Annotated in this window: 24 protein-coding genes and 1 riboswitch; of the genes, 17 read left to right on the top strand and 7 right to left on the bottom strand. The window is 34.9% G+C overall.

Annotation, left to right across the window (positions count from 1 at the left end; all coding sequences use genetic code 11):
* The first annotated feature begins 1 nt into the window (after window position 1).
* The 12 genes from xseA to dapA all read left to right on the top strand — a co-directional run bounded on the left by xseA (window position 2) and on the right by dapA (window position 10,593).
* Complete coding sequence (xseA, locus tag MOQ65_RS02315; protein ID WP_257846534.1) at window positions 2-1,225, top strand: exodeoxyribonuclease VII large subunit; 1,224 nt, start codon at window positions 2-4, stop codon at window positions 1,223-1,225.
* Window positions 1,200-1,406, top strand: a complete 207-nt coding sequence (gene xseB / locus MOQ65_RS02310; RefSeq protein WP_105085617.1) for an exodeoxyribonuclease VII small subunit — start codon at window positions 1,200-1,202, stop codon at window positions 1,404-1,406. Before xseA ends, xseB begins: the two co-directional genes overlap by 26 nt.
* Window positions 1,407-1,415: 9 nt before the next feature.
* Complete coding sequence (locus MOQ65_RS02305; RefSeq protein ID WP_257846533.1) at window positions 1,416-2,294, top strand: polyprenyl synthetase family protein; 879 nt, start codon at window positions 1,416-1,418, stop codon at window positions 2,292-2,294.
* Between the two features lie 28 nt (window positions 2,295-2,322).
* A complete protein-coding gene (locus tag MOQ65_RS02300) occupies window positions 2,323-2,802 on the top strand; it encodes a divergent PAP2 family protein (protein ID WP_257846532.1) in 480 nt (159 codons plus the stop codon).
* The gene (locus tag MOQ65_RS02295; RefSeq protein WP_178884967.1) at window positions 2,799-3,602 is read left to right on the top strand and encodes a TlyA family RNA methyltransferase; all 804 of its coding nucleotides are present in this window, start codon (window positions 2,799-2,801) and stop codon (window positions 3,600-3,602) included. Before MOQ65_RS02300 ends, MOQ65_RS02295 begins: the two co-directional genes overlap by 4 nt.
* A gap of 9 nt (window positions 3,603-3,611) precedes the next feature.
* Window positions 3,612-4,496: an NAD(+)/NADH kinase gene (locus MOQ65_RS02290; protein ID WP_105085621.1), complete on the top strand. Its 885-nt coding sequence runs from the start codon at window positions 3,612-3,614 to the stop codon at window positions 4,494-4,496.
* Window positions 4,497-4,523: 27 nt separating this feature from the next.
* Window positions 4,524-5,099, top strand: coding sequence for a tRNA 5-(aminomethyl)-2-thiouridylate-methyltransferase MnmM (mnmM, locus tag MOQ65_RS02285; RefSeq protein ID WP_060924590.1), 576 nt, complete (start codon window positions 4,524-4,526; stop codon window positions 5,097-5,099).
* Window positions 5,100-5,419: 320 nt separating this feature from the next.
* Window positions 5,420-5,875, top strand: a complete 456-nt coding sequence (gene argR, locus MOQ65_RS02280) for an arginine repressor (RefSeq protein ID WP_024065706.1) — start codon at window positions 5,420-5,422, stop codon at window positions 5,873-5,875.
* Between the two features lie 4 nt (window positions 5,876-5,879).
* Window positions 5,880-7,544 carry a DNA repair protein RecN gene (gene recN, locus MOQ65_RS02275; RefSeq protein WP_257846531.1) on the top strand — a complete coding sequence of 555 codons (1,665 nt, stop codon included), beginning with the start codon at window positions 5,880-5,882 and terminating at the stop codon, window positions 7,542-7,544.
* A 41-nt stretch (window positions 7,545-7,585) separates the two neighbouring features.
* Window positions 7,586-7,757, top strand: a riboswitch (Lysine riboswitch).
* A 74-nt stretch (window positions 7,758-7,831) separates the two neighbouring features.
* A complete protein-coding gene (dapB, locus tag MOQ65_RS02270) occupies window positions 7,832-8,629 on the top strand; it encodes a 4-hydroxy-tetrahydrodipicolinate reductase (protein ID WP_105094374.1) in 798 nt (265 codons plus the stop codon).
* A gap of 23 nt (window positions 8,630-8,652) precedes the next feature.
* Complete coding sequence (locus MOQ65_RS02265) at window positions 8,653-9,684, top strand: aspartate-semialdehyde dehydrogenase (RefSeq protein WP_257846530.1); 1,032 nt, start codon at window positions 8,653-8,655, stop codon at window positions 9,682-9,684.
* 21 nt (window positions 9,685-9,705) lie between these two features.
* Window positions 9,706-10,593: a 4-hydroxy-tetrahydrodipicolinate synthase gene (dapA, locus tag MOQ65_RS02260; protein ID WP_257846529.1), complete on the top strand. Its 888-nt coding sequence runs from the start codon at window positions 9,706-9,708 to the stop codon at window positions 10,591-10,593.
* A gap of 96 nt (window positions 10,594-10,689) precedes the next feature.
* On the opposite strand, the gene lexA is transcribed toward dapA, so the two are convergent.
* Window positions 10,690-11,361, bottom strand: coding sequence for a transcriptional repressor LexA (lexA, locus tag MOQ65_RS02255; protein ID WP_257846528.1), 672 nt, complete (start codon window positions 11,359-11,361; stop codon window positions 10,690-10,692).
* A 252-nt stretch (window positions 11,362-11,613) separates the two neighbouring features.
* Here lexA and MOQ65_RS02250 point away from each other — a divergent pair, with 252 nt between their 5' ends.
* Complete coding sequence (locus MOQ65_RS02250) at window positions 11,614-11,922, top strand: LysM peptidoglycan-binding domain-containing protein (protein WP_257846527.1); 309 nt, start codon at window positions 11,614-11,616, stop codon at window positions 11,920-11,922.
* Between the two features lie 122 nt (window positions 11,923-12,044).
* Here MOQ65_RS02250 and MOQ65_RS02245 read toward each other — a convergent pair whose 3' ends face one another.
* Window positions 12,045-13,055, bottom strand: a complete 1,011-nt coding sequence (locus tag MOQ65_RS02245) for a site-specific integrase (protein ID WP_257846526.1) — start codon at window positions 13,053-13,055, stop codon at window positions 12,045-12,047.
* A gap of 106 nt (window positions 13,056-13,161) precedes the next feature.
* Between MOQ65_RS02245 and MOQ65_RS02240 the strand changes: the two genes are divergently transcribed.
* Together MOQ65_RS02240 and MOQ65_RS02235 are read left to right on the top strand one after the other, a co-directional pair.
* Window positions 13,162-14,502, top strand: a complete 1,341-nt coding sequence (locus MOQ65_RS02240) for a VanW family protein (protein WP_257846525.1) — start codon at window positions 13,162-13,164, stop codon at window positions 14,500-14,502.
* Window positions 14,503-14,697: 195 nt separating this feature from the next.
* Complete coding sequence (locus MOQ65_RS02235; protein WP_119207183.1) at window positions 14,698-15,315, top strand: phosphatase PAP2 family protein; 618 nt, start codon at window positions 14,698-14,700, stop codon at window positions 15,313-15,315.
* Between the two features lie 368 nt (window positions 15,316-15,683).
* Here the strand turns inward: MOQ65_RS02235 and MOQ65_RS02230 are convergent, their stop codons facing one another.
* On the bottom strand, window positions 15,684-16,352 hold the full coding sequence (locus tag MOQ65_RS02230) for a hypothetical protein (RefSeq protein WP_257846524.1): 669 nt from the start codon (window positions 16,350-16,352) through the stop codon (window positions 15,684-15,686).
* A gap of 355 nt (window positions 16,353-16,707) precedes the next feature.
* Between MOQ65_RS02230 and MOQ65_RS02225 the strand changes: the two genes are divergently transcribed.
* On the top strand, window positions 16,708-16,857 hold the full coding sequence (locus tag MOQ65_RS02225) for a hypothetical protein (RefSeq protein ID WP_024066213.1): 150 nt from the start codon (window positions 16,708-16,710) through the stop codon (window positions 16,855-16,857).
* A 111-nt stretch (window positions 16,858-16,968) separates the two neighbouring features.
* Here MOQ65_RS02225 and MOQ65_RS02220 read toward each other — a convergent pair whose 3' ends face one another.
* The 3 genes from MOQ65_RS02220 to MOQ65_RS02210 form a co-directional block, all read right to left on the bottom strand.
* A complete protein-coding gene (locus MOQ65_RS02220) occupies window positions 16,969-17,712 on the bottom strand; it encodes a DUF4241 domain-containing protein (RefSeq protein WP_257846523.1) in 744 nt (247 codons plus the stop codon).
* A 1-nt stretch (window position 17,713) separates the two neighbouring features.
* Window positions 17,714-18,622, bottom strand: a complete 909-nt coding sequence (locus tag MOQ65_RS02215) for a haloacid dehalogenase-like hydrolase (protein WP_257846522.1) — start codon at window positions 18,620-18,622, stop codon at window positions 17,714-17,716.
* A gap of 148 nt (window positions 18,623-18,770) precedes the next feature.
* Complete coding sequence (locus MOQ65_RS02210) at window positions 18,771-19,709, bottom strand: DUF1848 domain-containing protein (RefSeq protein ID WP_257846521.1); 939 nt, start codon at window positions 19,707-19,709, stop codon at window positions 18,771-18,773.
* A 147-nt stretch (window positions 19,710-19,856) separates the two neighbouring features.
* On the opposite strand from MOQ65_RS02210, the gene MOQ65_RS02205 reads away from it, so the two are divergent.
* Complete coding sequence (locus MOQ65_RS02205; protein WP_257846520.1) at window positions 19,857-20,606, top strand: class I SAM-dependent methyltransferase; 750 nt, start codon at window positions 19,857-19,859, stop codon at window positions 20,604-20,606.
* A gap of 133 nt (window positions 20,607-20,739) precedes the next feature.
* Here the strand turns inward: MOQ65_RS02205 and MOQ65_RS02200 are convergent, their stop codons facing one another.
* Window positions 20,740-22,029 carry an amidohydrolase gene (locus tag MOQ65_RS02200; protein WP_257846519.1) on the bottom strand — a complete coding sequence of 430 codons (1,290 nt, stop codon included), beginning with the start codon at window positions 22,027-22,029 and terminating at the stop codon, window positions 20,740-20,742.
* Window positions 22,030-22,078: the final 49 nt, after the last annotated feature.

Here is a 22,078-nt window from a genome sequence, read left to right as displayed (position 1 = left end):
CGTGAATGTATTAACCATTACACAATTAAACAATCTTATAAAGCGCACCTTAGACCGTGAATATCTCCTTAAGAATGTCTATGTTAGCGGTACTATTATTAACGCAAAACGCCATAGTAGTGGTCACATGTATTTCTCGTTAAAAGACGAAGAATCTGCTATTGATGTTACCATGTGGTCTAGTACTGTTATGCAAAAGGGCCTTGCCAATGCCATTCAGAATGGTTTATTAGTGACTGTAAAAGCATCTGTTAATTTTTACAATAAAATGGGCCGTTTAAATCTTATTGCATCCGATATGCAAATAGGGTCTAAAAGCCCATTACAGCTCGAATTTGATGCGTTAAAACGAGAGTTAACGGCGCTAGGATACTTTGATGACAGCCACAAACAAAGTCTTCCGTACATGGCAAGTTGCATAGGCATTGTTACATCTCAATCTGGTGCTGTATTACATGATATTTTACATGTCAGTGAGAGACGTAACCCACTAGTGCAATTTAAGTTATTCTCTGTTCCGGTCCAAGGCAATACTGCAGGACCTGTTATTGCCAAAGGTATTGCTGCTGCCGATACTGATCCTGATGTAGATGTCATCATCGTTGGTCGTGGCGGTGGATCTATGGAAGACCTATGGTGTTTCAATGATAGATCTGTTGTAGAGGCGATTTATAATGCTAATACACCAATTATTTCAGCAGTAGGTCATGAAACAGATTATACCTTATGTGATTATGTAGCAGATGCTCGTGGAGCAACGCCAAGTCACGCTGCAGAAATGGCTGTACTTCCTATCATTACACTACAAGATCAATTAACAGAAAAAGAAGAATACCTACACGAGTTTATACGTTATACATTACAGCAAAAACGTACAGATTTGACATTGCTCTTTAATCGTAGATTAGGTATTCCAGCTCTACAATTTTTGCATAAACAGAAAACGCAATTACAAGAGCTTTCACAGTCTTTAACCAATGCCACAAAAGAACGATACAATACAGAGAAACATAGTCTAGCATTGTTAGCTCAACAATTAGAATCTCTAAATCCATTACAAATGATGGTAAAAGGATTTGCAAAGGTTGAACATAAGGATAAACCTATAACGTCTGTTACACAATTACATCCAAAGGATGATATACGAGTTACACTTGCTGATGGTTATGTGAATGCTATGGTAAAGGAGGCGCACAAAGATGGCCGCATCACTAAAAAGTTATGAAAAGAAATATAAAGCCTTAGAGGATATCGTGAAGCAATTAGACGATGGTGATATGACCATCTCTGAACTCTTAACTCAATATAAAAAGGGCTTAACATTAGTAAAAGAATGTGCAGAAATGCTCGATTCGGTTGAAAATGAAGTTCAACAAATTATCGAAGAAGTCCGCATCAGCGAATAAGGAGATTCTATGTTCAAAGATTATTTAGGGTCTAGCAAACAACATATTGAACAATGGTTAGGTGAGGTCTTAAGTAGCCCAAATCAAGAATTTAAACCTCTTTATGAATCCATGAGTTATAGCTTAATGCAAGGCGGCAAGCGAATCCGACCAATCTTATCTAAAGCTGTGTTAGAAATGCTTCATAAAGATCCAGCTGATTATAAGGAATTTCTATGCGCCATGGAGTGTATCCATACATATTCCTTAGTACATGATGATTTACCCGCTATGGATAATGATGATTATCGCAGAGGTAATTTAACAAATCATAAAGTTTATGGTGAAGGTATGGCGATTCTAGCTGGTGATGGTTTATTAACTTATGCTTTTCAGCTAATGACTGAGAATAAAACTGCTACGCCTCAGCAAAAAATAGAGGCCATTCAATGTGTAGCTACTGCAGCAGGCCCGGAAGGCATGGTCGGTGGTCAAGCCTTCGATATGCTCAGTGAAAATAAGCATATCCCACTAGAAGAGTTAAAGGTTTTGCACAGTGGAAAAACGGGTGCATTATTTAATGCATCAGTAGAATTAGGCCTTATTTTAGGCAATGCAGATACGACTACTCGAAAAGCGCTTATGGATTATGCTAATTGTTTAGGATTGTTATTCCAAATTACTGATGATATTCTAGATGTAACTGGAACAATTGAAGAATTAGGAAAAACTCCTGGTAGTGATATTCGACAACATAAATCGACGTATGTATCTTTCCTTGGTTTAGAAGGAGCAAAAGAGCAAGCCCTATTAGTTGGCAAACAAGCTCACGATGCATTAAACTCTGTTTCTTATGATACATCTATATTATCTGCTCTAATTGATTATCTTTTAGAACGAACTAATTAATTGGTATTACCTGAAGAAGGTATAAATAATGATTGATATATTACCACAAATAGCACACAACTACATAGCACAAGCTGCATTTTGGGGATGGTTTACTGCGCAGGCTATCAAATTTGTATGGCAACTAGTTCGACATGGCAAATTTCGTTCAGAACGGCTTGTAGGATCTGGAGGATTTCCCAGCTCTCATACATCTTTCGTAATTGCTACAACCACAGCCATATACCTAAAAAATGGAGCATCTGATCTTTTTATACTATCTCTAGTATTCTCTATTGTAGTCATGTATGATGCATCAGGCGTACGATTAGAGGCTGGGCGTCAAGCTCAAATTCTAAATCAAATTGTAGACTATTTTACAAAGAAAAATATACCTGTTGCCATCACTCGTAAAGAGGCCTTAAAAGAGTTATTAGGCCATACACCAATAGAGGTATTTGGGGGATTAATTCTTGGCATTCTTGTAGCATGTATTCAATTTTATTATATTTATAATGGTGTTATATGAGCAGTAAAGAACGTTTAGACATACTCCTCGTTAACCGAGGACTTTTTGAAAGTAGAGAAAAAGCCAAAGCGGCCATAATGGCTGGCCAAATCTTCATGGATACTACGCGTATTGATAAAGCAGGTACAAAAATTCCTGTAGATGCCAATATTGTAGTAAAGGGCAATACGTTGCCTTATGTTAGTCGCGGTGGATTAAAGTTAGAAAAAGCCATTCAAACGTATCCTATCAACTTACAGGATGCTGTTATGGTTGATATAGGTGCTAGTACAGGTGGTTTTACAGATTGCGCCCTACAAAATGGTGCATCTAAAGTCTTTGCCATTGACGTAGGCTATAATCAATTGGCTTGGAAATTGCGTCAAGATCCGCGTGTGATTAATATGGAAAAGCAAAATATCCGTACTGTTACACCTGAGCAACTTGGTGAACTTGTGGACTTTATTTCTATTGATGTAGCATTTATTTCTTTGGACAAGGTTCTGCCAGTTGCAACTACCTTATTAAAGGATACAGGAGCTCTTGTTGCTTTGATTAAGCCTCAATTTGAGGCGGGCAAAGAGAATGTAGGTAAAGGCGGTATTGTGCGAGATCCTAAAATCCATAAAGAAGTTTTACATCGTATCTTACACGTTGCTCATGATTGTGGATTATATATTCACGGCTTAACATTCTCACCAATTAAAGGCATGGAAGGCAATATTGAGTTTTTAGGTTATTTTAAAAAGTACGAAGAAGGGGCTTTAGCCATTGATGATGCTTTAATTGATACAGTGGTTGCAGAAGCCCATTCATTATAGGAGATTACTATGCGTATCGGATTCTTCCCAAACATGGGGAAAAGCAATATTATGGCAGTTTTAAAAATGGCTGCACATATTTGTAAAGATGAAGGTATCGAAGTATTTTTGCCAGATGATCTCGAATCAGATGCACCTGCACGAGTACTTAAGATTCCTGAAACTCACATTTTAAGTCGTCCAGAAATCTTTAAACAAATTGATATTGCCTTTAGTTTTGGTGGTGATGGTACCATCATCCATTTGGCAAGACAAATTTACCCATATAATGTACCTGTTTGTGGTATTAACCTTGGTGAACTCGGCTTTTTAAACCAAATTGAAGTTCATCAAATGCAAAGTCATATTAAACGTATTGCAAATGGTGATTATAATATAGAAAAACGTGGACATTTATATGCATATATTGACCGAAATAATGGTAATGAAGAAGAATTAGTACCTATAATTAATGAAATCGTTATTACCCGTGCTGAACCAGCAAAAATGGCACGTATTAACATGTCTATCAATAATCAACATACACAAATGTATCCTTCAGATGGCTTGATTATTTCCTCTGCAACTGGGTCTACGGGATATAATCTATCTGCAGGTGGTCCTATTATGAAGCCTGATAATAGATCCATTATTGTTACACCTGTAGCGCCACATCTGATTCAAGGTGTTTCACTTGTATTAGAAGAGCATGATACAATTCAAATCACGATGCCAGAACGTGAACCACAATTACATATCTGTATAGACGGTACATTTGACTATACGTTTACCAATAAAGAAACACTACATATAAGCTCTAATCCTGTATATTGTTTATTCGTACGTTTTAAAGATCAATGTTTCTTCGGTACATTATTTAAAAAACTAGCATCTCGTCGTGACGAGTTGTTGTAATACTAAAATCTCAAGTGGGGTGATTTTGTGATTAACATTAACAATGCTGTTCAGTTTCAACATTTAATCTGGGATCGAGTAATGAAACACGCTAATATAGTAGTAGATGCAACATGTGGTAATGGCCATGATTTACTATATTTGGCAGAACGAGCAAAAAAGGGCTGTCATTTATATGGCATCGATATTCAAATGAAAGCGATTAATAGCAGCCAAGAGTTATTGCAGTCAAATGATATAGCACAAGATGTAAGTCTAACATTTATTCATGACTCCCATGATCGTGCATTAGCTAATCAATTAAAAGATGAAGTTATTGATTTAATGATCTTTAACCTAGGCTATTTACCAGGTGGTGATCATCAAGTTATAACTAAACCGCATCAAACTATTGATGCCATAAATGAAGGCTTAGAAAAATTATCGAAGTCTGGAGTTATCACAATTGTTGCTTACCCTGGAACAACAGAAGGGTTTGAAGAAATGCAGATGCTTAAATCGTATTTATCAGATTTAGAACAAAAATTGTATAATGTATGTCATTGGCATCCAATGAATCAAATCAATAATCCACCTGAGTTATTCATATTGCAAAAACGATAAAACGAAATATATCTTTATTCATTATGAATAAAAGTCATAAGAAATATGTAAAAGCCCCTTTATAGGGGCTTTTATTTATACATGTATAATCTTCTAATTTTAAATTATTAATTTCATATAAATAGATGAAGCCTATAGGATATGTGTTTATACGCTATCAGTATATAGAAAATTAACAATATTTTAAATATTAATATAATATGCATAACTAGTATGAGACATGCAATTTATACCATATATTAATTATGAATATATGGTATAATAATAGCAGAAAGATACTATTCTCTTTTATGTGCAAGGTTTAAAAAAGGGAGTTCAAAATGAAACGCTATCGCTATAACAAAATCAAAGAAATCGTGCAGTCCAAGGCGATTGAAACTCAGGAGGAATTAGCAGCGGCCTTATTAGAAGAAGGTATTGAAGTAACGCAAGCTACAGTTTCTCGTGATATTAAGGAATTGATGTTAATCAAAATTCCTACAGGCGATGGACACTATCGATATGCATTATCTCCAGAAGAAAATGTAGTTCTATCTCGTAGTCGAATCAATCGATTATTCCAAGATTCTCTAATTAAGGTAGATCACAGCTTAAATCAAGTTGTATTACATACAATTCCTGGTTCAGCTCAATCCGTGGCATTTTCCATTGACCATGCAAAATGGTCTGAAATTATTGGTACATTAGCTGGTGATGATACAATTTTGTTAATTGCAAAATCTGAAGCTGAAGTTCCAGCGATTTTAGCTAAAATTCAAGATTTAATGAAGGACTAAATAGATGTTAACGCAAATGAGCATTCGCAACTTTGCGTTGATTGAGCAAATGAATATTTCATTTAATGATGGCATAACTATCTTTACCGGCGAAACTGGGGCAGGGAAATCCATATTAATGGATGCCTTTAGTATCCTTTTGGGAGAACGCGCAAGCAGCGAGTTCATTCGTCACGGTAAAGATAGTTTTGTTATAGATGGAATATTTGATATTGCCGATCACCAAAGTATACAAGAGCTATTAGAATCTAAAAATATTATGGTTGAAGAAGGGGAATTAATTCTCTCCCGTTCATTTAATCGCAATGGTAAATCTACTATCTTAGCTAATGATCAACCTATACCATTAAAAGCATTAAAAGAAATTGGTCAACATTTAGCAGATATTCATGGTCAATATAGCAATCAACGATTGTTAGATGCAGATACTCATCATGAATATTTGGATACGTATAATAAAGAAGGGCAAGTAGCTTATAAGGCCTATTTAGATGCTTATAAAGTATATAAGCAAGCTAAACAAGATGTGGATCACTTACAAGAAAATATGTCTGAACGAGCACGTGAGCTCGATATGCTACGATATCAAATTGATGAAATTGAAGAAGCCGGTCTCACTATGGGTGAAGATGTCTCTATTGCAGAAGAATTAAAACGTCTTGATAGCTTTGAGCATATTGATAAGGTATTAGGTTCTTGTTATGACGCCTTCTATAATGGACGCCAACCATTACTAGACACTATTAACTCTATCAAGGTAGAGGTTAATGATCTTGTAAAGTATGATAGTGAATTAAAGGAAGTATCTGAAATGGTTGACTCTGCTTATTTTCAATTAGAGGAAGCAGCCCAATCATTAGATCGCTACAGAGATACTATCAGCTATGATGAAGAGCGCTATAAGTATTGCCAAGATCGTGACACATTACTTTATGGGTTAAAGAAAAAATATGGTGAAACCATAGAAGAAATTCTAGCATACGAAGAAAAAGCACAAGCCCGTTTAGAAGAACTTGAAAGCCTTGTATTTGCACAAGATGAATTAGAGGATCGTCTTCATAAAGCGCAAAAAGTGGCAGAAGAGGCTTTAACGGTTTTACATGACATTCGTCAAAAAAATGCAAAAGCTATAGCTAGTGCATTACATCAAGAATTAGTAGATTTAGGAATGCCAAAAGGTGATATTCAGTTCCATATAGAGGATGGCGAAGGATTATCTCCTTTAGGTGCTAAATCAATTGAACTACTATTTTCTGCCAATAAAGGGGAGCAATTATTACCGCTTCACAAGGTAGCCTCTGGTGGTGAATTAGCTCGTATTGCGCTAGCCTTCAAATCTGTATTCCGTACTGACACTTTCAAAACAATGGTATTTGATGAAATCGATGTTGGTATCAGTGGAGATATAGCGTTAAAAGTAGCTGAAAAGATTCTACATCTATCTAAAACTAATCAAGTATTCTGTATCACTCATTTACCTCAAACTGCGAGTATTGCTAAGCAACATTATCACTTGTCTAAAATAGAGCAAGATGACCGTACAGTTTCAACATTATCTGTACTTAATGAGGATGAACGCGTTACGCAAATCGCTTCCATGATGTCTGGTCGAGGTATGTCCTCAACAGCATTAGCAGCGGCAAAAGAACTAATTGCCCATTTTAATTGACTAAAATCGCATAATTACTTATACTAATAGTATTAAGTGAATATGTTGATAGAGGTGCGAGTATAAATAGTAATCATGAGGAGTAGGCATGCATTGATCCATGATAAAAGGGATGCTTGCCGAAGTTCGGTGATTGCGACTCATCGTTCTGGTTGTCTATTTAATAAATGGACGACTGTCATCAATTTGAATTGGTGGAGTGCTATCATTGAGCTTTTAGTAACAGTTATAAGCTATATAAACTATAAGGCCAGTGGATGCATCCACTGGCTTTTTTGGAGGTATATATGATTCGAGTAATGGTAAATGGCGCTGGCGGTAAAATGGGCCGCGAAGTAGTCAAAGCAGTACATAATGATCCTGAGTTAACATTAGTAGGCGGTATCGATCCTACTAAGGCAGGTCAAGATGTAGGCTCCGTAGCGGGCATCGAACAATTAGGAATTACAATGAATGCCTCCATCGATGAGGTTCTAGATACTAATAAACCTGATGTAATTGTAGATTTTACAAATCCTGCTGTTATTTATGAAAATGCTAAAAAAATGTTATCTGCAGGTATTCATGTAGTTATTGGTACTACAGGTTTAACTGCGGAACAACGTGACGAATTAGATGCTATTGGTCGCCAAAATAATGCAAACTGCCTTGTAGCACCTAATTTCTCTCTTGGTGCAGTTATGATGATGAAGGTTTCTGCAGAATTAGCACCATATTTCCCTAATGTAGAGATTATTGAATTACATCATAACCATAAATACGATGCCCCATCTGGTACATCTATTTTAACAGCTAAATTAATTAACGAAGCTAAACAAGCGGCGAATGCAACGCCTGATGAGGATTTGACTCGTGAAAGTTTACCAGGTGCTCGTGGCGCTAAGGTTGATGACGTAACAATCCACAGCGTTCGTTTACCTGGTTACGTAGCTCACCAAGAAGTACTATTTGGTGGCTATGATGAAACGTTAACAATTCGTCACGATAGTTTAAGCCGACTTTCCTTTATGCCAGGTGTAGTATTAGCATGTAAAAAAATTAGTGCTAAAACTGGTTTAACATACGGCTTAGAGCATTATTTATAATATTAGAGCAAGGAGATATAGTAATGAAAAAACCTAATGTTGCAATTCTTGGTGCTACTGGTGCAGTAGGTGCTGAATTTATTACACTTATTGAAGAGCGTAATTTCCCATATGAAAATTTAAAATTGTTGGCATCTGCTCGTTCTGCAGGTACTGAACTTACAGTGAATGGAAAAACATATGTAGTAGAGGAAGCAAAGCCAGAATCCTTTGAAAATATTGATATCGCATTATTTGCAGGTGGTTCTATTTCTAAAACATTAGCACCAGAAGCTGCTAAACGTGGTGCAATTGTTATCGATAACTCTAGTGCATTCCGTATGGATCCTGAAGTACCTCTAGTTGTACCGGAAGTAAATCCAGAAGATATCTTAAAACATAAAGGTATTATTGCTAACCCAAATTGCTCTACTATTATTATGAGCTTAGGTTTAAAACCACTACATGATATTTCTCCAATTAAACGTATCGTTGTAAGTACATATCAAGCAGTATCAGGTGCTGGTAAAGAGGGTATTGAAGAACTTGAAAACCAAGTAAAACAATATACTGCTGGCGAAGAAATGACTGCAAACTTATTGCCAACAGGATCTGCCCCTAAACATTATCCTATAGCATTTAACTTATTGCCACAAATTGATGTGTTCTTGGACAATGATTACACAAAAGAAGAAATGAAAATGGTCAATGAAACACAAAAAATTCTTCATGACGACACAATTCAAGTAGTACCAACTACTGTACGTGTTCCAGTGTATCGTTCCCACTCTGAATCTGTTTTAGTAGAAACAGCTGAACCAGTTTCTGTAGAAGCTTTCAAAGCAGCATGTGAAAAATTCCCTGGTTTACAAGTAAAAGATAATCCTGCAGAACAAATTTATCCTATGCCATTATATACGTCTAATCAAAACGACTGTGAAATCGGCCGTATTCGTAAAGACTTATATAACGACAAAGGTATGAATTTCTGGATTGTAGGGGACCAAATTCGTAAAGGTGCAGCACTTAATGCGTTGCAAATTGCTGAGTACTTGGTAGAAAAACAAGCATTTTAATCTATCAAGGGGAGGACAGATATGAAAACCTTTGGTCGAGTATTAACGGCTATGATTACATCATTTAATAATGATGGATCCCTTAATATAGAAAATAGTGTAGCTATTGCTCATCATTTATTAGATAATGGATCCGATGGACTCGTTGTATGCGGTACAACAGGGGAAAATCCATCCATGTCAAAAGAGGATAAATTAGCATTATTTACAGCGATTACTAAAGAATGTGGTCATAAAGGTTCTATTATTGCTAATGTAGGTTCAAATGACACAAAAGCTTCTGTAGACTTTGTAAAAGAAGTATCTAAAATTGATGGAATCGATGGTTTATTAGTTGTAGTACCTTACTACAATAAACCTAATCAACAAGGTCAATACTTACACTTTAAAGCTATTGCAGAGGCTACTACACTGCCAATCATGGTATATAATGTACCAAGCCGTGTAGGAACAGGCATTTTCCCAACAACACTAGCACAATTACATAGTGAGTATCCACATGTATGCGCGATTAAAGAGGCCAGTGGCAATCTTATGATTTCATCTGAAATTAAACGCTTAATGCCTGAGGATGACTTCATGGTATATAGTGGAGATGATGGTCTTACATTGCCAATGCTATCTGTAGGCGCATGCGGTGTTGTATCCGTAGTTTCTCATATAGCGGGCAAAGATATGAATGCTATGATTCAAGCTTATGAATCTGGTCATAATCACGAAGCACTTCGTATTCATCAAAGCTTAGCAGATATCATAAAAGCTATGTTTATTACTACAAATCCTATTCCTGTTAAATATGCAGTCCGTAAAATAGGTTTACCTGCTGGCGTATTTAATTTACCAATGTGTGACCCTAGTGCCGAAGAAGCAGCATATATTGATAAAGCTTTAACAGAATATGTAAAATAAACTAAAAAAAAAGCAGGAGCTATTTAATATAGCTTCTGTTTTTTTTACAAGTCTTAAGTATAATAAAAAACCGGCAACCCAAGTTGCCGGTTTTTTCTATATTCTGTCTCGTACAAGACCAATGACAAGACCTTCAATATGACAGTCATCCACAATAATAGGATCAAAATTATCATTTTCAGGTTGTAAACGAATATGACCATTTTCTTTATAGAAACGTTTTACTGTAGCTTCGTCATCGATACGTGCTACAACAACATCACCATTATCAGCCGTATTTTGATGGCGTACGATGAGCATATCACCTTCATACATACCAATATTCATCATGGATTCGCCTTGAACGCGTAGTAAGAAGCAGTCAGAATCACCAGTTAATTGAACAGGTAATGTAAGAGTAGACTCTAAATTTTCTACCGCTGTAATAGGCATACCTGCTTGTACAGTACCAATAAGAGGAACTTGTTTTAAACCAGCACCTAAGAACTCAAAATTATCAGAACTTGATGTTTCATTACCATCTACAGAAATAGAAGGTTTTGTATCCTCTAGTACTGTAATAGCACGATTTTTATTAGGATCCCGTTTAATATAACCAAACTTTTCAAGAGCATTCAAATGAGATTGCACAGTAGAAGTAGAACTAAGGCCTACATGGGTACAGATTTCTCGAACAGTAGGACAACGATATTCATTATGTAATGAGTCCTTAATAAAATCTAATATACGGCGCTGTTTAGTATTAATATCTGTAGCAGGGCGTCTCACGATGAACCTCCATAGTCAATGTAATGTCAAAATAATATTAGTATATATGTGGAAAAATTTACTCATTTCGTACTATATAATAAAGACATAAGATAATTACTTATCTTATATACCTATTATAGGCAATTTTAAAAGTTTTTGCAAACATTTGTTCTAAAACACTTGACCGAACATTCGTTCGTGTGCTAATATAAGCATGTAAACAAACAAATGTTCTCAGATATTATGTTCGATGTAAATGTGAGGTATGAGATGAAAAATATATTGATGATGGTAGGAATGTGCTTAACAATCTTGTTCGGCTATAATATGACAAATCCTGTAACAGCTACAAATACACATGCAGTACATGAAGTAAAGGTACAAGCAGGCGATACTATGTGGGATATTGCAGCTCGCACAGCTCATAAAGATATGGATGTTCGAGAAATGGTATATGCCATGAAAGAACTCAACAACATCAGTGATTCTGGTACACTTGTACCTGGTACAGTATTAAAGGTACCAGCACATAATTCTGATAGTCCAGTTAGAGCTTTGGACTATGTGGCTCAAAACTAAATATATATGGGTATAACCCACACGAAAAAGCAGCTACTCCATAGAGATAGCTGCTTTTTGTTATCTAATGTATGTTATTATACGATTTATAGATATTATCTTAATCAACTGATTTATAATTATCATCTAAATCGTTTTTCAAAAATTGTAGAAATAGGATTATCTACAAACTTATTGGCTTCATTAATATAACGACGAACCATGTTAACACTATGATGACGTGTTTGTCTCATAATATTACGTTCTTCAACACCATAAGCTGCGGCAGTTGTTGCAAAGCCATGACGTAAACTATGGGCACCATACATAGATGGATCAAGACCAATGAGAGAAATATATTTCTTTACAATTTCTGCAATCATTTTATCGGATATGGCTGTTTTACGAAGTGACATATTTTTAGTAAAACCTCTAAATACAGGACCTTCAGTAATACCAGCGGCACGTAACCATTGCTGTAGGGCACGTACTGCATCTAATGGAGAACCAGATAGATGAGGAATCGCTACAACAGCACCTTGACCTTCTTGGTCTGCTTTTGAAGATGGTACAAAGATTTCAACACCTTGTGGAGAAAACTGAAGATGTTCTACAGTAATGGCCGCAATTTCACTACGACGAAAAGCGCCCATAAATCCAATTAAGAGAATCGCTTTATCACGTAATAATTGCAACTCAGGCACATCTAGTTTATCCATACACTCTAGAATATCTTCAATGTCTTCTAGAAGAACTGGTGTTTTACCTTGTTGGAAAGTACCTTTTAAACGTCTAATCCCTCGTAAGGCTTGTTTTACTATAGGTGCCATACAAGGATTATCTCTATGACCAGAGGCATTATAATTCTCTGAGATAGCACTAATACGACGAGAGATTGTATTTGCCTTAGCATAATCAGCAAGATCATTAATATAGTTTACTATAGTTTCTGGTGTAGCTGGAAAATAAGGTACCTTTTGATAAGTACACCAATCAACGAAATCATCCCAATCCGATTCGTAAGCATCAACAGTATTCTCAGCCTTAGATAACAATATACTTTGTTTAGCTTTCATAGACAACTTGGTACTATTCATAAGCGCATCATTATTACGCAAATAGAAATGTTTTTGTTGTTCCTTAGATTCTGACATAATTCACCCTTACCCCTAAAATTATCAATATAATTGTACCATAGATTAGACCGTAATATGCTATAATTAGAGAATATGATAACTAATTCGGGAGAGTTTATAAATAATGACGAAGAAATATATTTTAGTAGGAACTATGCTTGTCCTCTTGGGGACGAGCGGCTGTTCATACATTCCAACAGAAAATATTTCTTATGGTGTATATTACAATGATACAGATTTATCTAATACACCTAAGAATGAATTACAGGCTCGCTTACAAGAGTTAAATAGTAAAATTCCTCAAACTATATCTATTGATATGGGCAATAATAAAAAACAACAGGCTACCTATCATGATTTAGGGATCCAAATCGATACAGATGCTATGGTAAAAGCTATTTCTACATATGGCTATGAAGATGATATGTGGACACTACTTTCAAATCGATTTAATGCCTTATTCTACGGTTATCATTTTAAGCCACAATATAAGCTTGATGAGGTAAAAGGTAAAACCTATCTAAGTGAATTGGCTAAAACAATTGACACGCCAGGACATGATGCATACCTTACCATTGAAAATGGACAAGTTGTATTACACCCTGCAAAAGAGGGTAAGCGTATCGATATTGATGCTACCCTTAAGAAATTAAAAGATGATTTACAGTCCGGTGATAGTATTAACTCCTTATCTATGGTATTTACTACACAAAATACTGTAAAAGTAAGTGATGCCGATTTAAAACCATTGAATACGGTATTAGCTTCTTACACTACAGAGTATGATCCTAGTAATGAAAGTAGAACCCATAATATTCAATTAGCATCTGATAAAATAAACGGTACCCTAATTAAGCCTGGTGCACAATTCTCCTTTAACGATGTTGTAGGTGAACGTACTGCAGAGGCTGGCTATGATGATGCACCTGTTATGATTGATGGCAAATTAGTTCCAGGTATTGGCGGTGGTATTTGCCAAGTAAGTTCTACCATATTTAATACAGCTTTACTATCCGGTATGAATATTATCGAGCGTACACCTCACTTTGAACCTGTTGGATATATTCAAGCTGGTCGTGATGCTACAGTAGCTTGGGGCTATTTAGACTTTAAGTTTAGAAATCCTTACCAACAATCTATTTATATCCTTAGTGTTATGAACAACGGAACATTAACGATTTACATTATAGGTACGGCTCAAGATAAGCCTAAAAATGTTTCTATTTCTGTAGGAGACTATGGCGAAATTCCTAACAAGACTATCACTAAGGTAGATCCTTCATTAAAAGAAAAAGAAGTGCAGGAGGGGCATGTAGGTTTAACGATGAATACGTATAGAACCATTACATATGGTAACTGGGTTACACAAACTGATACTTTTGAATCTGTATATGATCCAGTAGATACGATTATAACAATGCCTCCAGAAGGTACTACTAAAAAAACAGATAAAAAGAAACCATAATTAAAGATTTTATTAAATATAGCCTAAGCTATTGACCATGATGTATAAATAGTTTAGGCTATTATTTGGATGTAAATGAGAAAGTGATATATACATAGTATAAAGTATATAGAAATCCAATAAAGAATATTGAGGATATAATCTACATTCATCCATTCTCAATAATTATCATTTAATAAAATAGAAGAGGAAGCTATGGACACAATCTTACAATTTGATCACTCTTTGATCTTCTATGTACATGATCACCTTGTATATAGTTTTTTAACGCCTATTATGGCATTTATTTCAAAAATTACTGGCAGCGGTGCTTTATGGATTGTAATTGCCTTATTATTAATGTTACAGAAAAAATATCGTGTATTAGGCGTAGCTATAATAATTGCATTAGGATTTGTATTAATCATCGGTGACCAAGGATTAAAACCACATGTAGCTAGATTAAGACCATTTGTAGATTTTCCTAATGTAACGGTTCCATTAGAATCTGCATTACCAAAAGCAAATAGCTATTCATTCCCGTCAGGCCATAGTTTTGGTTCATTTGCGTCAGCCATGACTATTTACCTAGGCTTGAGTCAAATAGCGCCTCAGAAGCGATATTTGGGAATTATAGCATTACTGGGGTCATTAGTAGTAGCATTTTCGAGAGTATATCTATTTGTACATTATCCAACAGATGTATTAACAGGCTTAGTATTGGGAATCATCGTAGGCTTCATTGCTTGGAAGCTTGCAAGAATTGGTTGGAACTGGTGGACTAACCGCCATAATGATGTAGAATACGAACCATATACATTTAAACGTAAATAAGCTTAAATAGCTAAAAAACTAGATAACATAAGAGATTGGGCCATTTAGGCCCAATTTTCTTATCATAATTACTTCCGATAATATATCGTTATCGGAAGTAATTTAAAAACAAATAAAAACTAGCCTATATTTCTATAAGCTAGTTTATATTAGTTAGTTCAAATAATAAGTTAAAAATTAATCATTTATCATATATGTATCTATTTATTACATATAATATAGATTAAACACCTAGATCATACTTAAACAATGTAATTTTTGTATAACTTTTGTCGCTGACTCCGCATCGCAAGTGGTTTTATGATTTGCTACTATGTTATTAACGAATTTAAAGACAATAAAGTTTTTTTCTATTGTCTTCAAATATTTTACTTTTTCAATAATATAGGTTTATATGATGTATTATTTAAATTATATGCAATACAGTCTAACATATAAAACCCACACCGAAATTCCTGTTCATACTCATTTCCTATTAAATCAGAATACTTGATTTTGAATCTAAAAAAATCATTGATTTTTTCTTCATTTTTTAAATCCACTTTAACTTTGAATGTTACTTTTTCTCTTGTAGTTGCATAATACTGACTTAAATATTCATTAATATAATACACTTTCTTAGGATACCCTTCACTATAAATATATCCTTGCAATCCTTCATCTGGAAATCTTGGTACTAGCTGTATATTTGTCGCACTTTCTTTTCCTATATTTATGAAACCTATTTCTAAAATTAAGCTATTTTTTTCATTTTTAATCTTATTATCCTCTAACACTATATTGAAATATGGGATAATTGATGCTCGAATATTCTGCTCAGATAACAAATTTTGAATTAAAATATCTTTTTGTCTATTTTCTTCTTTGTATATATCAAAATTTTTCTTCCAATTATAATTTTCTTCATTAATTTTTTCAGCGTGCTTTAAGCGTTTATCAGAATAATAATTTTTTATAATTGTATATACCAACGATATAGCTGAAATCACAATTGGAATCCATGTCGCTACATCTAAATGTCTTAAGAATTCATGCATCCATATTTCTCCATCTTTTTATCAATTAGATATGAAATATTATATCAAAATTAAATTACAATATGAAATTGAATTGTATTCAACCCTATAATTTTATTAACTACTTCAAAAAAGATCTTCAATAGAGGCTATAATTTAGAATCTTACATAGTTTTAATATATATCAAAGCAACTTAACACTTAATAATCCTTATTTTACGAGGATCTATGGTTCCTACAGTTTTATTATTATAGATATATGTATAGAATTATTATTATTTAATTTTAAATACATATTGAAATTTTTGATATAACGTTGTAAAATAAGCATATAAATTATGTAATTTACTCATATTAACTCTCATGGAGGTATTATATGTGCTGGTGTGATATCGTAAGTAAAGCTAAAATTGGCAGTTTAAAACATTTAGGTAATGGTATGGAAGGTTCTTTAAGATTTTTAGCAGAAATCATTGTAGGTCTTAGTATTCTTCGTGTATTCGTAAACTGGATTTTTGGCATTTAGACCTTACAATTAAATAGGAATATATAAAAGACGCTTAGATTACTAAGCGTCTTTTTTAGTATGTTATTAAGTTATCAAGCTTTATATATCTATATATATCGCTAGATTATATTATTGATATGCTTCGCTGCAATCAATATATTCCATAATCAATTGGCAGATTTGACCATCTTTATCAAATGCCCAGTATACAGGATATAAACCATCACCAAATCCCGATTGAATCATCGGCACAGTCAATTCGGTTTCAGGAATTGTAAAGTTGATCCAGTCCCCTTTAGAACGTTGGTATTGCGGATATGCTAATGCATTTAATTGGAACAAATCACTGTAGTAATCATCATAGATATTTTTGTCAGGATAGTTTGCATGCCATTGATCATAAAACTTTCTATAGGTTTCAATAGTTTCTGCATCAACCACGGTAGCAAGTCCAGAATCCACAGGGAAGCCGATGTAGCTTTCACCATCATCAAGATCTGTTAAATCTTCTGTACCTTTTAATGCTAATTCATAGTTCACAGGCTCATTACCACTAAAAACAACGCGGCTTGCTACATAACGGTATTCATTAGGTTCCATTTCAATGATTTTTGTTTCCAACAAGTACGTACCTGGTTCTACCGTTCTAATATATGTATCCGGTTTATTATGTAGTGTCACCAAGGGATCACAGCATGTAATATGGCCTGTTGGGAATGTTACAGTCCACATAGGTAATGTATGCAATGGAAATCCTTTTAGCTCTTTACGGTTAAATAAATCATGATATGGTACGGTAGGTTTTAATTTACCTTCAGAACCTAAACGATTAAACTCTTGAATCCATTCACTTGTTAATTTAGATTGATCCATGTTACTCCTCTGCTTCGTGTTTACAATGTACATATTCGCCTTCTAACACTTCGTAGGCTGCGGTTTTACGAATAATTTGTTTAACTAATGTATCTAACTTTGAACCATTTCTATAGTCTGCAGGTGCATAATAACGTATGCGGTGATGACGCATCATCTTATACACCTTATCTTTATCCTTCTTAACAGGATCATAAACACCTATAGAATGACCGCCATTAGCATTAACCAAGCTCATGCAAGGAATATCTGTATCACTATCCCCAATATATATCATATTACGGAACGGTACACGTTGATCTTCAGGCTTAACATAATCATTAACACCTGTGTCATTGATATCTAAAATTCCTTTTTGAATACGGAATAAAAACTGTGTTTTATTTGTATAATTAATGGCTTGTGCAGGCCATACTGCTACTCCTTTGTCGTCGAACATGAATGCACTGGCATAGATTTTGGTGAAAGCTCCCTCTCTTGCCATTTCAGTACCTTCTATCATCTCTTTTAAACCAGAAGATATGATGTAATGTTCAATGCGTACACCGTGTTCTAAACCATATTCACGAATACGCTCAAACCAAGTGCGAACACCTTCATATAGTTCCACTTGATTCCCATATTCCATAAGCTTTTCTCGAGTTACATAAAAACGACCCACTGCTTCTTGAATCATCTTGTACATATAAGCCAAGTTATTATCCATATCATTTTTCTTAGCCAGCTGATTAGATTCTTGCCAGAACTGTTTGATTTGCTCTTCATCATAGCCAACAGATTGGATAAAGCCTTGTGCCTGCATATCATCAGGTGTTAAAGTCTTATCAAAATCATAACACATAGCTAGTACTGGCATAGACGATTCAGATGATTGTAATGATGCTTTACTGTCAGTCTTATAGGTGATCATACTCCACCTCCTTGTAATAATAAAACAATAAACAAAAATAGTCTTTACACTCTCTTATATTCCTAAGATGTCCCATTGACAACCCCTTTTGTCTATATTTTACACGATACGTCAACGCTATAGGCGTAAAAGCAGGTCATAATTCTCCTTAAAATAAAGAATCTTGTGTATAATTTGTATCTACAATCCAGCTTTTTTCCGTACTCTCCTTAACAATTGCTGTTTTTGAAAGTGTACCAATAAGCAAGCTAGAGTTCGGATCATGTAATAAGCGATTTTGATGAACTGCAGCCTGATTACTATTAGCATAACAATAGCGACAAAAATGGCTACAAGTATCATAGGCACCTATATCACCATGTAAATAGCAATTACACTCTGGTCTAGCTGATGTACGTTTTGGTGCTTTTAATTTTACGTTCCAAGCACGTTCATAACAGTCTAGCGTAAGACAGCCCTCTGTATTAACACCTAATTCTTTGAAAACGTCCCCTTCTCCACAGGTTTTAAGTATCATATGATGAGAATGAGCTATAGATACTAATTCTTTAATGATCTTCATTTGAATATCTAAACTCGGTCTATAACCTTCGGGAAAATTCTGAGCTACCTTCTCAAAAATATCTAAGAAACTTACAACTACCGTATCTGTATATCCTTCGAGGGCTTTAGCCATTTTATAAAAGCTTTCAAAATGAAAATCAACTGTATAGTTGTGGGTTAAAATAATAGGATCATAACGCCACACCATGGACTGAGGATTACGTTTTGTAGATATGTGTTTAAATCCGTCTATTATTAAATCCACTTGTGGTACATTAGTCTCTATATCTGTTCCATATGGAGTTATAGTCATATGCCAATACTGTCTATAATCATTTATTTCATGTAAGAGCGGAATGAAAGGCAACGGATTCTTTGTACAAAACGCAATACCATCTACAACCTCATGATTGATAGGATATCGTGTTATCTGCATCGGATTATAGGGATTGCGTACATCAACAAATCCTTGGCGGATGCGATTAATTAACCATTGCCCATAAAAGGCAGGAATATCCGTACGCTGTCCCGTCTGTAAAATCATTATCCTGCCCTTTCATAAAACAAAAATATAGATGTATTATATCATACTCAATATTAATTATTTATGGAGTAAGTGTGATATTTATAGTATGGTACATTCTCATTTTATGGTACTATTAAGTGTATTTAAAATGAGGAGAACTAAAAAATGAATGATATATTTGAAAAAAATCATCCTATGAAGGATGATAAAAAGTTTATTACCTCCTATTGGAGTGACCGAGCTCGTGATTTTGGCTCTTTACGAGCTAAAGAATTAGAAAGCCCTAAACTTAAACTTTGGCGTGATGAGTTAATGAGTCATATTTTTGATTCTGACCGTTCTTTACGTATTTTAGATATTGGTTGTGGTGCAGGTTTTTTCAGTATTATTCTCTCTGAATTGGGTCATACAGTACATGGTATTGATATTACCCCAAATATGATTGATGAAGCTAATCAACTAGCCGAATCACTAAATTCTGATGCTACCTTCTCTGTTATGGATGCTGAAAATTTAAGTTTTGATACGAATACATTTGATATTGTTGTAGCTCGTAATGTAACATGGAATTTACCACACCCAGATAAAGCCTATGCTGAATGGTTGCGTGTCATCCGTCCTGGCGGATTAATTCTAAACTATGATGCGGAACATGCACGCAATCATCATAATTTACCACAATCCGTACATCATGCTCATGAACACGTTAGCAATGAATTAAAGGAACGTTGTCATACCATTTATCATATGCTAGAGATTTCATCCTACACACGTCCTCAATGGGATAAAGAACTACTCACTAAAATGGGTGCTAGCTCAGTATCTATTGATCCTACAGTAGGTCCTCGCATTTATAGTGAAGAAGATGAATTCTATATTCCAGTACCTATGTTTTTGGTAAAAGCCATTAAATAGATATTGTATAATAGCTCAGTAAAATTAATATTACATAATACAAAACCCACTCCATGAAGTATCATGAGTGGGTTTTCTTTATATACTAATCAATATATTAGCCCATTGATAAGTTAATAGTAATTAATATATATTAGTTTCTAAAATATTCTTGAGCTTTTGTAATTTCTGCGCGAAGTTTTTCTTCGTCAATTGTAAGCAATTCTTTGTCTTTCATAAGGACTTTACCGCCTACAATTGTAGTATTAGCATCAGAACTGTTTGCGGAGTATACAAGTGCTGCTAAATCGTTGTAACGAGGCATCCAGTGCATACCAGTTACGTCATATAATACGATATCTGCGCGATACCCTTCTGCTAAAACACCAAGGTCTGTATAGCCTAATGCTTTTGCACCTTCTACAGTGCCCATATTCCAAGCTGCTTGTGCAGGAATGGCTTTAGGATCGTAGAGACGTGCTTTGTGTAAGGTAGCAGCAAGGCGTACTTCTTCGAGCATATCCGCATTATTATTAGAAGCAGAACCGTCTGTACCGAGACCAACAGTAATACCTTTAGTAATCATTTCAGGAACTGGTGCAATACCACTTGCTAATTTAAGGTTAGATTGTGGATTATGAGCAACAGCTACATTGTTTTCTGCCATAATATCCATATCTTCGTCTGTTACATGAACACAGTGTGCAGCTAATGTAGTATTCCAGAATAACCCTAAATCATGCATATGAGCAATTGGTGTCTTACCAGTAGCTTTTATAACATTCTCTACTTCCCCTTTTGTTTCGGACAAGTGCATATGAATGCCACAATTTAGTTCATGAGATAAAGCGATAACCTTTTCCATGTACGCATCTGGACAAGTATATGGTGCATGCGGTCCAAGTAATACCTTGATACGGTCATTATCAAAGCCATTCCATGTGCGGAATAAATCAGCATTTTCAACTAATGCTTGATCTGCTGTTGGGGATACACCTGCTAAGCCACGAGATAGTACGGCGCGAATACCAGTTTCTTTTACTACCTCAGCAGTAGTATTCATGAAGAAATACATATCACTAAAGGTTGTTGTACCAGAACGCAACATTTCAGCGATGCCAAGTTGTGTGCCATACCGTACATATTCATCGTTAAGCTTTGCCTCAGTTGGCCAAATAGCCGTTTCTAGCCAGTCCATGAGCTCAAGATCATCTGCATAGTTTCTAAATAAACCCATTGCAATGTGCGTATGTGTATTAATAAGACCTGGAGCAGCCAATTGCCCTTTCCCATCTAATACATCCTTAGCAGACTCTTTAGCCTTTTCTACTTCACTATTCTTTACAATAGCTGTAATAAAGCCATTTTCAATTTCAATGGCATGATTCTTGAGAACGCCCTCATTAGTTAAGACGTCTACATTGGTAATCAATAAATCAGACATAAGGTTCCTCATAGGTATAACCGAGCTGAAATAGCTCGGTTATATTTGG

It is taken from the genome of Veillonella faecalis (genome assembly GCF_024677885.1).
GTDB lineage: Bacteria > Bacillota > Negativicutes > Veillonellales > Veillonellaceae > Veillonella > Veillonella nakazawae.
The sequence above is the reverse complement of the archived record's forward strand: the minus strand, read 5'-3'. Positions and strand labels throughout refer to the sequence as shown.

Bases quoted from the DNA above. Each gene is read 5' to 3' on its own strand.
- xseB (WP_105085617.1), top strand. From the start codon at position 1,200: ATGGCCGCATCACTAAAAAGTTATGAAAAGAAATATAAAGCCTTAGAG.
- MOQ65_RS02305 (WP_257846533.1), top strand. From the start codon at position 1,416: ATGTTCAAAGATTATTTAGGGTCTAGCAAACAACATATTGAACAATGG.
- MOQ65_RS02300 (WP_257846532.1), top strand. From the start codon at position 2,323: ATGATTGATATATTACCACAAATAGCACACAACTACATAGCACAAGCT.
- MOQ65_RS02295 (WP_178884967.1), top strand. From the start codon at position 2,799: ATGAGCAGTAAAGAACGTTTAGACATACTCCTCGTTAACCGAGGACTT.
- MOQ65_RS02290 (WP_105085621.1), top strand. From the start codon at position 3,612: ATGCGTATCGGATTCTTCCCAAACATGGGGAAAAGCAATATTATGGCA.
- argR (WP_024065706.1), top strand. From the start codon at position 5,420: ATGAAACGCTATCGCTATAACAAAATCAAAGAAATCGTGCAGTCCAAG.
- recN (WP_257846531.1), top strand. From the start codon at position 5,880: ATGTTAACGCAAATGAGCATTCGCAACTTTGCGTTGATTGAGCAAATG.
- dapB (WP_105094374.1), top strand. From the start codon at position 7,832: ATGATTCGAGTAATGGTAAATGGCGCTGGCGGTAAAATGGGCCGCGAA.
- MOQ65_RS02265 (WP_257846530.1), top strand. From the start codon at position 8,653: ATGAAAAAACCTAATGTTGCAATTCTTGGTGCTACTGGTGCAGTAGGT.
- dapA (WP_257846529.1), top strand. From the start codon at position 9,706: ATGAAAACCTTTGGTCGAGTATTAACGGCTATGATTACATCATTTAAT.
- MOQ65_RS02250 (WP_257846527.1), top strand. From the start codon at position 11,614: ATGAAAAATATATTGATGATGGTAGGAATGTGCTTAACAATCTTGTTC.
- MOQ65_RS02245 (WP_257846526.1), bottom strand. From the start codon at position 13,055: ATGTCAGAATCTAAGGAACAACAAAAACATTTCTATTTGCGTAATAAT.
- MOQ65_RS02240 (WP_257846525.1), top strand. From the start codon at position 13,162: ATGACGAAGAAATATATTTTAGTAGGAACTATGCTTGTCCTCTTGGGG.
- MOQ65_RS02235 (WP_119207183.1), top strand. From the start codon at position 14,698: ATGGACACAATCTTACAATTTGATCACTCTTTGATCTTCTATGTACAT.
- MOQ65_RS02230 (WP_257846524.1), bottom strand. From the start codon at position 16,352: ATGCATGAATTCTTAAGACATTTAGATGTAGCGACATGGATTCCAATT.
- MOQ65_RS02225 (WP_024066213.1), top strand. From the start codon at position 16,708: ATGTGCTGGTGTGATATCGTAAGTAAAGCTAAAATTGGCAGTTTAAAA.
- MOQ65_RS02220 (WP_257846523.1), bottom strand. From the start codon at position 17,712: ATGGATCAATCTAAATTAACAAGTGAATGGATTCAAGAGTTTAATCGT.
- MOQ65_RS02215 (WP_257846522.1), bottom strand. From the start codon at position 18,622: ATGATCACCTATAAGACTGACAGTAAAGCATCATTACAATCATCTGAA.
- MOQ65_RS02210 (WP_257846521.1), bottom strand. From the start codon at position 19,709: ATGATTTTACAGACGGGACAGCGTACGGATATTCCTGCCTTTTATGGG.
- MOQ65_RS02205 (WP_257846520.1), top strand. From the start codon at position 19,857: ATGAATGATATATTTGAAAAAAATCATCCTATGAAGGATGATAAAAAG.
- MOQ65_RS02200 (WP_257846519.1), bottom strand. From the start codon at position 22,029: ATGTCTGATTTATTGATTACCAATGTAGACGTCTTAACTAATGAGGGC.